Raw genomic sequence first — 13,449 nt, forward strand, 5'->3', positions numbered from 1 at the left:
CTTCTGTGATAAATTTTTAAATATCATGAATGCGGCGAAAAAAGAAAATTTAATGAGTCAGCTTATAAAAGCGCCACATCTAGTAATTGAAAAACTAGACTTAGAATACATTAATGATCATCAGTTGACAATTGTTCGCTGCCGTGAAGGAGAAAATTTCGTTTATAAAAAGAACGGAAAAAATGTAAAAAGTAAAAACGAAATTAAACGCATTAATAGTTTGGTGCTTCCGCCGGCATGGGAAAACGTCCGAATTACAGATATTACAAACGGGCATTTACAAGCTGTTGGAACCGATCTTAAAAATAGGAAACAGTATCGCTATCATCCAAGATGGAATCTGATTCGAAATCAGACTAAGTTTTATAAAATCGCAGAATTTGGAGCAAAACTTCCATCTATAAGAAAACAAGTTGATCTTGATTTGGAAAAAAAGGAATGGTCTAAAGAGAAAGTAACCGCTTTGGTAATCCGGCTTATGGAAGAAACTCATATTCGAATAGGAAATGAAAAATATGCCAAAGACAACAAATCTTACGGACTTTCGACTTTAAGAAAACGCCACATCAATATCAATAAAAATTCCCTCCGATTTGAATTTATTGGAAAAAAAGGAAAACAGCATACAATAACCACCCGAAATAAACAATTGGTAAAACTGGTAAGCCGTTGCGAAGAAATTCCTGGTTATGAAGTTTTTAAATATTACGATAAAAATGGCGAACGAAAAGTTCTGGACAGTCATGCTGTAAATGAATATCTGCACAATATTTCGGGCGAATATTTCAGTGCAAAAGACTTTAGGACTTGGGCCGCGTCTATTATTTTCTTTGAAAGTTTAATGGAAATAGGAGTGGCTTCAGATGAAAAAGAAATCAAACAGAATATCATAACAGCTTTTGATCTTACGGCTGAAGCTCTCGGGAACACTAGAAAAGTCTGCAAAGATTATTACGTTCATCCGCTTTTGATTTCGACATACGAGGATGGTTCCATTCAGAAATATTTCGATTTGGCAAAAAAAAGTCGAAGTACAAGAAAATATTTTACAAAATCAGAAATAGCATTTTCTGAATTGATTCAAAATTACGAAGTCAATTTAGAAACACCTTGTTCATAAAAGAGTTACTGCACCTCTCCAAAAGCTTGAAGTTTGAAATTCAAACAAAATCATTATTAACTAAAAAACTATTATTATGTTACGTTGGACAGTCACTTTTATTATTCTAGCCATAGTGGCAGGAATATTTGGTTTCGGTGGAATTGCCGCTGGAGCCGCTAGTATCGCTAAAATTTTATTCTTTATATTTTTAGTTCTATTTATTATTTCGCTAATTAGTGGAAGATCAAGAGTATAAAAATATTCATAAAATAAAAACATAATAAACGGCACATTGATTTTGATAATGTGTCGTTTTGTGGTTTCTGCAAAATATAAAAAACCACGAAGAACGATATTCCAGTATTGAGAATTATTGGAAATTAAGTAGTTAAATTTTAGACTCAGAAAGGGGCTGTCTTAATAGGGCAGCCTCTTTTGGTTACTAGAATATTGATAAAATTAATTCTATCAGCAAACTCCTGGCGAGTACAAAATTTAATTTCAATAAGGCAAATAAAAAAGCTCCGGAGCAGCATATTTTTATAATCTAAATAAATGCCGCTCCTGGAGCTTTATATTGTGAAATCACTTCTACTATAAATATTTTCCGAAGCTTACAAAAGAAAGAAAATTGTTTATACTAGAAAAAGTATTTAAAATCTGCGCGGATCATTTTCAGGATAACTTTCTTCATCGTCATCTTCCTGAACATCATCTTCTATATAATCATTATCATCGTCGTCAATATCTTCTTCGATATAATCGTCATCTTCTTCATCTTCATCTTCGTCCTCGTCGTCAATGTCTTCGAGAACATCTTCGGTTTCGTTAAAGTCATACTCATCTTCCTTTAGATCTGAAGGATTGTCGAATTCGTCATTTTCTTCGGCAAAATTATCATCTTCCAATTCGACTTCATAAATTTCGTCGCTATTGTCTTCTAGATCTCTGTCGTTATGGAAATCGTCATTAAGATCGTCCAGATCATCATCGTCGAGATAATCTTCCTGATCTGGATTTGGCTTGTTCGGATTATATCCGTTTCTAATAGTATAGCCACGTTCTGCAATTTCTCTATTATCATTATCCGTTTGACGTCTATCGTTTTTTAAGTCTTCGCCTAAATTTCGATCATCAGAAAAATGATTTTTTAAATCTGTGTTATAGCTGTTTTTGTTATCGATAGTATTCATGATGTCTTGTTTTTATGATTAATATTTACAAATCTAGTATGAAGATGAGGCAATTGCTTATAAGATTTTTAAGTGTAATTCTATAATTAACAGATGTTTAGAATAGAATTTTAATTTAAAATTTTGTAACCCCTCTTGCTATGCAGACAGTAATTTTATCATGTTATTAATCATAAAAATTATTATCATGAAAACTACAAATAGTAAAAGTGCAAGTACAGCAAAAGAAAGAGCTAAAGAGACCACGCCAAGAGGAGTTACAAAGCCAAAATCGAGTGCAGCCTCAGGGTTGACCGAATTATTTGAAGAAGCACTAAAAGATATTTATTGGGCAGAAAAAGCGCTGACAAAAGCTTTGCCTGTAATGGTTAAAAATGCTTCTTCAGTTGAATTGAAAGATGCAATTGACAATCATTTAACCGAAACGGAGGAGCAAATTGCCCGTTTAGAAGAAGTATTTAAAATCGTAGGCAAAAAACCAACGGCAAAAAAATGTGATGCTATGGAAGGTTTGATCGAAGAAGCTAAAGGAATGCTGGAAGAAACAGAATTTGGAGTAGTGCGTGATGCAGGAATTATTGCTGCAAGCCAGAAAATTGAGCATTACGAAATTGCTACTTACGGTACTTTAAGACAATTTGCAGAAACTCTAGGTATTCCTGAAGCAGCCACTTTGTTAGAGCAAACGCTAGATGAAGAAAAAGGCGCTGATAAAACCCTGACAGAAGTTGCTGTAAATGCAGTAAATCTTGAAGCTGCAGAAATTGAATAAGCATAGGAAATAAAATAAAAAGTGCAGTTTTCGAGCTGCACTTTTTTAGTTAAATAAAAGATTGAGTATATGCCCGAAGGTCCGTCAATAGTAATTTTAAAAGAAGAAGTGCAGCAATTTGCCGGACAGAAGATAATTTCTGTATCGGGGAATACGCATATTGATATTTCCAGGCTCCAGGATAAAACCATTTTGGCTTTTAAAACCTGGGGAAAACATTTTTTAATCTGTTTTGATTCTTTTACAGTAAAAATCCACATGCTCATGTTTGGTACTTATCGAATAAATGAGCGAAAAGTTTCAAAACCCAGACTGAGTTTAGTTTTTGAAAACGGAGAGCTTAATTTTTATACTTGTTCCGTAAAAATTTTAGAAGGAGACATTAATTCTCATTACGATTGGAGTGTTGATGTCATGAATGAAAATTGGAATCCTAAAAAAGCACAGCAGAGTATCGAAAAAATGCCTCAAAAAATGATTTGCGATGTCATTTTGGATCAGGATATTTTTTCTGGAGTAGGAAACATTATAAAAAATGAAGTTTTGTACCGCTGTTATGTGCATCCAGAATCGATTGTAGAGAAAATTCCGCCTCACATAAAAAGCCAGCTTATCGCTGAATGCTCCACTTATAGTTTTGAATTTCTATATTGGAAAAAGAAATTTGAACTTAAAAAACATTGGGAAGCGTACATCAAAAGTGTGTGTCTGCGATGCAATCTTCCTTTTCAGAAAAAACAGACTGGAGAACGAAAACGCAGAAGCTTTTTCTGTACTAACTGCCAACAATTATATATATGAAAAATCACGTAAAAATAGGCTGTTCCAGTTTTTACAACAGTTTCTGGAAAAACGTTTTTTACCCTCAAAATCTTCCTTCCAAAAAATGGTTTGAGTTCTATTGCCAGCATTTTGACACGTATGAGTTTAATGGCAGTTTTTATAAATTTCCAACTGTTCGCATTTTTCAAAATTGGTACAACAAAACGCCAGAATCTTTTTTGTTTTCGGTCAAAGTGCCCAAAGAAATCACACATATTAAAAAGCTTATAGACTGCGAAAGCCGTTTGAATGACTTTTATAACATCTGTAAGGAAGGGATGAAAGACAAGCTTGCCGCTGTTTTGTTTCAATTTCCGCCAAGTTATGCTTATAGTAAAGAAAAATTAGATGCCATAATTGGAATTCTCAATTACAATTTCAAAAATGTAGTTGAATTTCGCCACGAAAGCTGGTGGAATGATGAAGTTTGGAATGCATTTAAGGAAAACAATATCACGTTTTGCAGTGTGAGTTATCCCAATCTTCCTCAAACTATTTTCAAAGATTTTCCAATACTTTACATGCGTTTTCACGGTATTCCGAAATTATTTCATTCTAGTTATTCGACAGAAGAATTAAGAGAGGTAAATCGCCAGATTCGTTCCAAGAAAGGATTTGTTTATTTTAATAATACAGCAAGTGAAGCAGGTATTCTGAATGCATTAGAATTGAAAAGAATGGCTATCTGATAAAATTAAAGCAAGATTTTTTAACGCAAATCACACGACGTTTTTTATTTTGAGAACTTAATGAATACTAGAAAGAGATCGCAAAGTTTTTTGTTTGCGGTTAATTTTTTGTTTCAAGCAGATCTTGCAGATTTACCACTAGAAAAACATTCTGCAGATTAAATTCTGCGAGAAAAAAATAACCGCAAAGTACATAAATGCTCTCTGCGGTTATAACCTTTTCGTTTAAAAAAAACTACAATTTAAGGCTTCCTTCGATTCCGTCATCCATCGTTTTTCCGGTTATAAAAGCAGCTGTCATTTTTGCAATCGCAACCATTTTTCCGTTTTTATTGTTCCAATAGTATCCATCTTCGGGAACTACTTTAATCACGCTTAAGTTCGGGTCATCGATGCCGCCTGGCATCCATATTTTTATGGCAGGATTCCATAATTTTTCAATTGTTTCTCGGTGGTACGAAATACTTGCCGTTCCGTGAAGAGTTAAGAATTTATCATGCGGTTCGGCAAAAAAGATTTCAACCATCGGATTCAATGTAATTTCAGCATTTTGTCCGCTGTTTCTGTCCGATAAAAACCATAGGTTTCCCAAATCATCAATTTTCTGTACAGACATAGGTCGAGATTGTATTCTGTAATCTTTATATGTACAAAACATACATGTTTTAATATGCGCAGCGAGATCTTTTATTTTGTCTACTGCAAATTCATCTGTAAGGTCTTTATGATCGCCCATAACGTTATATTTTTAAGTTTTTTGTATTTTAATTATTTGGCAAACAATTAGATATTGTCTGAGAAATAGTAAAAGTAAAGTTGGGGCTTTTTGCACTTTTACAGCTTATATAATTAAATTTATAAATTATGATATTTCAATTTGCATTGTAAGAAATTAAAGCTAAATTCTATTTGTTAGATAAAATTGCACTATATTTGGGGATATTAAAATTCTAAGCCAAAAATACAATGACAGATTTCACCATATTCTATACTGATGACGACGAAGATGATTTATGTATTTTTGCAGATGCCGTAGAATCTATTCCTCATAATATTAAACTGCAAACGTATTCTGGAAGTCAAAATTTTTTGAATGCCATTTCGGAATCATCTGTTGTTCCATCCGTAATTTTCTTGGATTTAAATATGCCTGGAAAAAATGGATTTGACGTTTTGGAAGAACTTAGAAGTTCTCATGACAAAAAAGACATTCCTGTAGTCATTTATTCCACTTCGAGTGAACCAGGTAATATTGAGAAATGTCTTAAGCTTGGAGCTAATTGTTTTATAACCAAGCCTGTATTAATGAGTGACATCATAAAAGCAATAGAACACGCAATACAAATTGATTGGAAAAAGTTTATCCCGACCCAATCCAATTTTGTATTTAAATACTGATTTCAGATAAATCTGGAATATAAATATTAAAGACAGAACCTTTTCCTTTTTCACTATCAACGGTGATAAAGCCTTTATGGTTTTCTACAATTTTTTTCACAATTGCAAGGCCAATACCTGTTCCTCGATATTCGCTCTCGGTGTTTAAACGCTGGAAAACTTCAAAGATTTTTTCTTTATAAACGAGCTCAAAACCAATTCCGTTATCCGAAACTTGGAGATGGTGGTATTTTTTGTCTTTAAATTCAGCATTTGGAAGCGATTTTCCATCAACTTTTTTAACTGATATTTTTACTTTTGGAGGAACGCCAGGACGTGAAAATTTTAGGGCATTTTCCACCAGATTGTGAAGTAGCTGTCTAAATTGGAACTGTATCAGTGTTGCTTCTCCCAAATCGTGATATTCTACAATGGCATTTTTTTCTTCAATGCGATCTGAAAAATCACTGATTACTTCTTCAGCGATTTCGTCTATTTTAATTTTTGTAAATATGCGATCGGCAGAATTGGCACGGGAATAGGTTAATAAATCCTGTATTAAATTTTGCATTTTTTTAGCCGAAAACTCAATCCTGTTTAAATAGGTTTTGGCATTCGCCGAAATATTCTGCTCATCCAAATCGGCCAATCGGCTAGCAAAAGTCTGGATTTTACGCAAAGGTTCCTGAAGATCATGACTCGATATATAAGCAAATGACTGCAGTTCTATATTCATATTAACCAGATCTCTGTTTTTGAGTTCCAGTTGCGTTGTGCGTTCAATAATCTGTTCTTCCAGCTGATTGGTAAAGTTTTTTTGTTCTTCTATATCGGTACTGCTTCCCACCCACATGGTTACTTTTCCAGATTCGTCCAATTGGGCAACGGCACGGCTGAGCTGCCATCTGTATTCGCCATCATAACGTTTAAATCGGTGGATAAAAAGAAAATCATGTCCCGTTTTTACTGATTCCATCCAGAGTTTTACATTTTCTTCGCGATCGTCTGGATGGATAATTTGTAGCCAGCCATTCTTTTCAATCTCTTCTTTAGAAAGTCCAGAATAGTTGTAGACGGTTTCATTAAAATAATTTAGATTCCCCAAAGTATCGCTTGTCCAGATAAGTTGGGGCATAGAATCGGCGAGGAGTCTAAACTTTTGCTCGCTTTTTACTAGAACATGCTGCATATTTTTTTCTACAGTTACATCCATTACAGTTCCAATCATTTTTGAAGGAATATTATTTTCATCAAAAAAGATTTTGCCATGCATTTTAATCCATCCAATTGAATTGTCTACTTTTAAAATGCGAGCTTCATATTTGTAAATGCCTTCCTTTAACGCCTTTTCAAAAGCCTCTTTAACAATATGTTCGTCTTTAGGAAGAATACGGCTTCGAACGTCTTCATGTATTATTTTAGTGCCTTTTTCAAATCCGAAGATATCTAGAATGTTATCGCTATAAAGTAACTTTTTGGTTTTAAGATTTAAATCCCAGGTAGCAATTTTTCCAATTTCAGTTGCCAAACGTGCTCTTTCTTCTGTAGTCTCCACTTTTTTTCGAGCTTTGACTTTAGAAGTTACGTCATAAACGGTGCACATAATTCCAGATGCCTTTCCGTTTTCTTCGTAAAGCGTTGTATATTGGTAATCGAGGTAGAATTTTTTGAGTTTCCCTTTAATATTAACATAAGTAGCAGCTTCGGTTTCACTAATTTTTTTTCCGGTAGTAAGGACTTCGTGCAATAATTCAGGATATTTCTGATTGTGCAATTCTGGAAAAACTTCCAATAAAGGTCGGCCAATAAAGTCCTTTTCTTCTTTCTGCCAAATATCATGCATCATGGCTTTATTGGCCATTTCGATTACATAATCTTCTCCTCTAAAAATTGCCATTGCAATAGGAGATTCCATAACAATATTGCGAAAAGCAACTTCATTTTCTGCAAGCAGATGCCTTGCTTTTACATCTTCAGTTACTTCATAAGCCACTACTATGATTCCTGTGATAGTATGGTTTTCTTCTTTTAAAGGATAAAAAACGACATTGAAATAGGCTAATTCCTGTTTATTATATCGGTTTAAGGTTACAGCAAATTCATCTTGAGAATAAGGAATTCCAGTTTCAAAGACATTTTTTAGCAAGGGATAGACAGCTTCCTTAGTTTCGGGAAACGAATCAAAAATGGGCCGGTTTAAAATATCACTTTCTTCTTTGTCTGCAATATGAAGATACGTTGTATTAGCCATTTCAGCAATAAAATCTGCTCCTTTTAAAATACAGATGCCAAGCGGAATTTGTTTTACAGTGTTTCTAAAACGTCTTTCACTTTCTTCCAGATTTTTGCGCGTAAGCACTTGTTCCGTAGTTTCATTGCAGATTACCAAAACACCGTTTGTTTTTCCGTTTTCATCATTCACAGGACTGTAGCTAAAAGTCCAGTATACATCTTCCATTTTACCGTTTCTGTAAATCGGCAGCAATTGGTCTTCGTGCCATGTGGCTTCGCCTTTATCAAAAACTTGATCGATTAAAGGCTTAATGAAATCCCAGATTTCAGGCCAATACTCGGCACCTTTTTCGCCAAGAATAGCGGGATGTTTGCCATCATTCCCTAAACTCGGACGATAGGCATCATTATAAAAACAAATATGATCTGGCCCCCAAAACAGAAACATGGGAAACTTGGAGTTTAAAAGAATTCCTAAAGTAGTGCGCAGGCTCTGCGGCCATAATTCTACTGGCCCAACAGCCGTTTTGCTCCAATCTTTAGCGCGGGTAAGTTGTCCCATTTCTCCTCCATTTGCCAGAAAAGAATAGCTTTGACTCATTTAAGATTTAGTATTTATTGGTCTAATAATCAGCTAATTTTTGAATATTTTTTTGTGTTTTAGAATTAGCTTTAGTTAAAATTAAGAAAAAATAAATATTCATTTAGAGGCCATTTTTGAATGAGGCAACATTAAAATCAATTGAGTTAATTTTATCTCGTTTCTATGCGGAAATTTGATAAACAGATAAAGTTAAAAGATATGAAACGAGAAGATTCAAAACATGAAACCGACAATATAAAGAGATATCAGGAAGAAGGTTATACTGCCAATTATCTATTCGAAAATGATCGTTTAATAGATGCAGAAACAAAAGAAGCCTATAAACCTGAAGATATATTTATTGTTGCTCATCATCGATATGAAGGAATGAGCGATCCTGATGATATGTCGATTTTGTATGTTATAGAAACAAAAGACAAAAGAAAAGGAACACATTTATTAGGATATGGCCCGATGGCCGATTTAGAAGAAGCCGAATTTTTTAAAGATATTCCGAAAGCCAATTATTCTAAAAATGCTGATATAAACGAATTGACTTAAAAGAATAAAAATAGATTGGTATTTTTATTTTGCTGATGAGCAGTTGTTTCAAATTTATTTGAGGCAGCTGCTTTTTTTTTAGGTTCTAAGATGCTAAGGTTCTGAGATGCTAAGATTTTTCTAGAAGCATTTTTTAAAGCTTTTAGGTTATCAAGACTTTGATGGCAAAAAATTTTAGAGTTAAGAAACTTAGAAACTTAGAACCTTAGCATCTTAGAACCTTATAAATAAAAATTATGAAATTTCTCCGCAAAATTCTATAAAGATTTAGCTTCCAATATAAACGAAATTTGGATTATAGAAATGAAATAAAAACCAAAGTTAGTTTTTGTGCGTAAATAACTACTAACTCATTCATTAAAAACCAAAATTCTAATACATGAAAAAACTTTACATAAATACTGGAAGCTTTGACGCTGTTTTTAATAATTTGAAAGAAAGCTTTGGCGGAGACTTATCTATTACAGCCAATGAATATAGACTGGCGGTAAAATCAAAATGGGCAACTGGGAATATTTCCGGAGTACGTTTTGAGAAAGAAATGTCGTACCTCAATTTTGATTTGACTTTAAATCAAGATGTTAATTTAAGTATTGAATCCAATCCTTATTTGCCTGTATTTTTTGTGTATTGCGAAAAAGGAAGCGTATTGCACCGTTTTGGAGCAAATGGAGCTGTTAAACGTTTAAAAGAGCAGCAATCGGGTATTATGAGCAATTCGTCTTCAATAAATAGCGTATTGTGCTTTGAAAGCCACAAAAAGATTCAGTTTTCATTAATTGGAATACCAACAAATGTAAATGATGCAGCAAATGCTGATTTTGCTTTTCAGATTAAAAAAAGATTTACGCATGAATCTGGAAATTATATTTATATCGGAGCTGAGGGCTCAAAAATAGGAGAGAAGTTTCAAGAACTTAAAACGATTCCGAAACAAGGAACGGTTCGTTATTTGCTAATGAAAAGCATTTTGCGCGAAATTGTACAGTTAGAGATAGCTCAGCATAGTTATAATTATCTGACTCCGTTTGAACCTGTTTTAAATTTTGCGTCTAAACAGCTGACAGAAATCAAAAAGCTATCAGAAATCAATTTCGGACATTTTGTAGCGCCAGTGCTATCTTTAAAAAGAAATTTACAATCAAAAATTCTAAAGGAAAAATATTTAGAATTAGAACCTTACAACCAAAAATTAGCTAGCTAGTAAGCATTATTATATCCTTCACTTTTCAATAAAAAACAGCTTCGATCGAGCTGTTTTTTTCTTTTTATAGGCTACTGCTCTTTTTCAAAATAAATAATAAAATAAACCATAGTAAGATTTAAAATCAACGAAATGCTGTTGGTGATAATAATCGGCAAATCGTTTTTCAGAATGCCGTAAATAACCCACACCGCGATTCCGAAAGTAAGCGTGCCAAACATTTTAAGCGAAATCTGCTTCACTTTTTTGGTTTTCCAAACCTTCAAAATTTGCGGAATTGTCGATATCGTAACACATGCACCAGCAAAAAGTCCTATTGCATCAATAAAATTCATTTTTATTTTTTTAAGTTCCAAAGCAGCAAAGGGGCAAAGTTTTGTTTTAGAAAATCATAAAATCGCAGCATTCACGATGCAGAAAAATCTCAGAATCTTAGATTCTCAGAAACTTAATCTAACCTACCAATTCCCCGCCATTTACATGAATAAACTGTCCGGTAATATAACTACTGTCTTCAGAAGCTAGAAAAACATAAGCAGGTGCCACTTCAGAAGGTTGTCCGGCTCTTTCCATCGGATTGTCTTTTCCAAATTCAGATAATTTATCGAAGCTGGCTACAATCAAAGGCGTCCAAATTGGTCCTGGGGCTACACCATTGACACGTATTTTCCTTTTTGCCAACATGCTCGAAAGCGAACGCGTAAAACTTACAATGGCGCCTTTTGTACTAGCATAATCCGCTAAATGTTCGCTTCCGCGAAAAGCTGTTACAGAAGTCGTATTAATAATGGTATCGCCTTCTTTTAAAAAAGGAAGCGCGGCCTTGGTAATATAGAAAAACGGATAAATATTCGTTTCAAAAGTTTTATGGAGCTGTACATTTGTTATCTTTTCCAATTCATTTTGAGGAAAATGTACCGCCGCATTATTTACCAAAATATTGATATTTTTAAAAGTCGTATGACATTTTTTGATGGCGGCACGACAAAATTTTTCATCCTTCAAATCACCACTTATTAAGAGACATTGCTGGCCTTCCTTTTCAATTAGATCTTTTGTTTCTTTAGCATCTTTGTCTTCTTTTAAATAAACAATGGCAATATTGGCGCCTTCTCTTGCAAAGTGTACCGCAACACTTCGACCAATTCCGCTGTCGCCTCCCGTAATAAAAGCGGTTTTTCCTAAGAGTTTGCCGCTTCCAGTATAATTTTCTCGTATAATTTCTGGTTCGGGAGTCATCATATATTCGTTACCAGGAAGATTTTGTTTCTGTTCGGGGAATGTTTGTTTCTTTTTCATGATTTCTGTGTATTTAAACATTATATGCTATTTAAAATTAGCTTTAAGCAAAAATTTTGTTTGTCTTAAAAGAAATTTTATTTACCTCAATAAAAAACAAATTGTAAATCACGTATGAAAATACTTCTGTTTTCAAAAAAGGTTCATTTATTAAGAATTTCTAACAGGCTAGGAATCATATATAACGTTCAGAATAGTGTTAAAAGATGGGAATTTTGTAAAGATTTTTGATTTAAATAAAAAAGGTCCCCATTATTTTTTTTATACATTTGAGATTTCCACATCATTTTTTAACAGACAATTTTGCAATTTGTTTAAGAAATAAGAAAAATTTTATATTTTATTTTAAAATTAAGTGTTTTGATTTACAACCGATTTAGTTTTCCGACATGGTATTAATTGTAGACGATATAAGAGCGAATATTATCGCTCTAAAAAAGACATTAGAGCTGCATAATATCGATGTTGATAGTGCTGAATCTGGAGAAGAGGCACTAAAAAAAATCCTTAAAACAGATTACTGTCTAATTATTATGGATGTTCAAATGCCTGGACTTGATGGCTTTGAAGTGGTAAAAATCCTTTCTGGAAATCAGCGTACCAAAGATATTCCCGTAATTTTTCTTTCGGCTCTTAATACCGAGAAAAAATATATTTTTAAAGGTTACGAAACAGGCGCTGTTGAGTATATTACAAAACCTGTAGACTCTGATTTGCTGATACTTAAAGTAAAAACTTTCCTTAAGATTTACGAGCAGCAGAACGAGCTTAAAGCTATGAAAGACCTGCTTTCTAAAGAAATCAAAATTAGAAAAGAAGCGCAAGACAATCTTGAAATTAAAATTGCAGAAAGGACAAAAGAACTGGTTCAGAAAAATGAAGAACTAGAACTTCGAAATCATGAATTACAGCAGTTTTCTTGGGTGGTGTCGCACGATTTGAATGAACCTATCCGTAAAATTCAAATTTTCATCAAAATAATAAAAGACCTTTACTTAAAAGCAGATGATAAAGCGGTAGATTATGTGGATCGAACGATAAAATCTGCAGAAAGAATGCAAACTTTAATTACCGATCTTTTGGCTTATTCGAGACTTTCGGCACAGGTTAAACCCGAAAAAACAGATTTAAATGTTGTTTTGCAGGAAGTATTGGGGGATTTTGATTATTTGATCGAACGGAAAAATGCCATTATAAAAACCAATGAACTTCCAACGGTTGACAGTATTCCGAGTCAGATGCGCCAAGTGTTTCAAAATCTGATTGGAAATGCTTTGAAGTTTTCTGGAAATGAAGAAAAGCCGGTAATCGAAATCACTTCAGAAACCATTTTGGAGAAATCAATAGAAAGTCCGACTTCTCCAGAAGGTAAATTTTGCAGAATAATAGTAAGAGACAACGGAATCGGTTTTGATGAAATGTATCTGGATCGAATTTTCATTATCTTTCAAAGCCTAAACGACCGCCAAACCTATGAAGGAACTGGAATTGGATTGGCAATAGCGAAGAAAATCATAGAAAAACACAACGGATTAATCACTGCAAAAAGTAAACCGGGAGAAGGAGCAAGTTTTATCATTGTTCTTCCTTTAAAATACGAATAAAAATAACTTAG

General features: G+C 33.6%; 14 protein-coding genes. 9 read left to right on the plus strand and 5 right to left on the minus strand.

Annotation, left to right across the window (positions count from 1 at the left end; all coding sequences use genetic code 11):
• Nucleotides 1-25: 25 nt before the first annotated feature.
• Both GR162_RS19365 and GR162_RS19370 read left to right on the plus strand, forming a co-directional pair.
• Nucleotides 26-1,120, plus strand: a complete 1,095-nt coding sequence (locus GR162_RS19365) for a DNA topoisomerase IB (protein WP_160783462.1) — start codon at nt 26-28, stop codon at nt 1,118-1,120.
• Between the two features lie 76 nt (nt 1,121-1,196).
• On the plus strand, nt 1,197-1,358 hold the full coding sequence (locus GR162_RS19370; RefSeq protein WP_071638579.1) for a DUF1328 domain-containing protein: 162 nt from the start codon (nt 1,197-1,199) through the stop codon (nt 1,356-1,358).
• A gap of 397 nt (nt 1,359-1,755) precedes the next feature.
• Here GR162_RS19370 and GR162_RS19375 read toward each other — a convergent pair whose 3' ends face one another.
• Nucleotides 1,756-2,295, minus strand: a complete 540-nt coding sequence (locus GR162_RS19375; RefSeq protein ID WP_160783463.1) for a hypothetical protein — start codon at nt 2,293-2,295, stop codon at nt 1,756-1,758.
• 187 nt (nt 2,296-2,482) lie between these two features.
• Between GR162_RS19375 and GR162_RS19380 the strand changes: the two genes are divergently transcribed.
• From GR162_RS19380 to GR162_RS19390, 3 genes are all read left to right on the plus strand, one after another.
• Complete coding sequence (locus tag GR162_RS19380; RefSeq protein WP_160783464.1) at nt 2,483-3,067, plus strand: ferritin-like domain-containing protein; 585 nt, start codon at nt 2,483-2,485, stop codon at nt 3,065-3,067.
• 69 nt (nt 3,068-3,136) lie between these two features.
• Nucleotides 3,137-3,868 (plus strand): DNA-formamidopyrimidine glycosylase family protein, encoded by a 732-nt coding sequence (locus GR162_RS19385; RefSeq protein ID WP_160783465.1) that lies wholly within the window; start codon nt 3,137-3,139, stop codon nt 3,866-3,868.
• Nucleotides 3,865-4,578 (plus strand): DUF72 domain-containing protein, encoded by a 714-nt coding sequence (locus GR162_RS19390; RefSeq protein ID WP_160783466.1) that lies wholly within the window; start codon nt 3,865-3,867, stop codon nt 4,576-4,578. The genes GR162_RS19385 and GR162_RS19390 overlap by 4 nt, the downstream gene beginning before the upstream one ends.
• A gap of 235 nt (nt 4,579-4,813) precedes the next feature.
• On the opposite strand, the gene GR162_RS19395 is transcribed toward GR162_RS19390, so the two are convergent.
• Nucleotides 4,814-5,314 (minus strand): pyridoxamine 5'-phosphate oxidase family protein, encoded by a 501-nt coding sequence (locus GR162_RS19395; RefSeq protein ID WP_160783467.1) that lies wholly within the window; start codon nt 5,312-5,314, stop codon nt 4,814-4,816.
• 230 nt (nt 5,315-5,544) lie between these two features.
• Here GR162_RS19395 and GR162_RS19400 point away from each other — a divergent pair, with 230 nt between their 5' ends.
• Nucleotides 5,545-5,976 (plus strand): response regulator, encoded by a 432-nt coding sequence (locus GR162_RS19400; protein WP_160783468.1) that lies wholly within the window; start codon nt 5,545-5,547, stop codon nt 5,974-5,976.
• On the opposite strand, the gene GR162_RS19405 is transcribed toward GR162_RS19400, so the two are convergent.
• Nucleotides 5,966-8,788 (minus strand): PAS domain-containing protein, encoded by a 2,823-nt coding sequence (locus tag GR162_RS19405; protein ID WP_160783469.1) that lies wholly within the window; start codon nt 8,786-8,788, stop codon nt 5,966-5,968. The two genes, GR162_RS19400 and GR162_RS19405, sit on opposite strands and share 11 nt — an antisense overlap.
• 201 nt (nt 8,789-8,989) lie before the next feature.
• Here GR162_RS19405 and GR162_RS19410 point away from each other — a divergent pair, with 201 nt between their 5' ends.
• Together GR162_RS19410 and GR162_RS19415 are read left to right on the plus strand one after the other, a co-directional pair.
• Complete coding sequence (locus GR162_RS19410) at nt 8,990-9,331, plus strand: hypothetical protein (RefSeq protein WP_160783470.1); 342 nt, start codon at nt 8,990-8,992, stop codon at nt 9,329-9,331.
• A 379-nt stretch (nt 9,332-9,710) separates the two neighbouring features.
• Entirely contained in the window at nt 9,711-10,535 is an 825-nt protein-coding gene (locus tag GR162_RS19415) for a hypothetical protein (RefSeq protein ID WP_160783471.1), read from the plus strand.
• Between the two features lie 71 nt (nt 10,536-10,606).
• On the opposite strand, the gene GR162_RS19420 is transcribed toward GR162_RS19415, so the two are convergent.
• Nucleotides 10,607-10,870, minus strand: coding sequence for a SemiSWEET family sugar transporter (locus tag GR162_RS19420; RefSeq protein ID WP_160783472.1), 264 nt, complete (start codon nt 10,868-10,870; stop codon nt 10,607-10,609).
• 118 nt (nt 10,871-10,988) lie between these two features.
• On the minus strand, nt 10,989-11,834 hold the full coding sequence (locus GR162_RS19425; protein WP_008463207.1) for an SDR family oxidoreductase: 846 nt from the start codon (nt 11,832-11,834) through the stop codon (nt 10,989-10,991).
• A 389-nt stretch (nt 11,835-12,223) separates the two neighbouring features.
• On the opposite strand from GR162_RS19425, the gene GR162_RS19430 reads away from it, so the two are divergent.
• Nucleotides 12,224-13,438 carry a response regulator gene (locus GR162_RS19430; RefSeq protein ID WP_008463209.1) on the plus strand — a complete coding sequence of 405 codons (1,215 nt, stop codon included), beginning with the start codon at nt 12,224-12,226 and terminating at the stop codon, nt 13,436-13,438.
• Nucleotides 13,439-13,449 lie beyond the last annotated feature (11 nt).

Source organism: Flavobacterium sp. HBTb2-11-1 (assembly GCF_009826975.1).
Taxonomy (GTDB): Bacteria; Bacteroidota; Bacteroidia; order Flavobacteriales; family Flavobacteriaceae; genus Flavobacterium.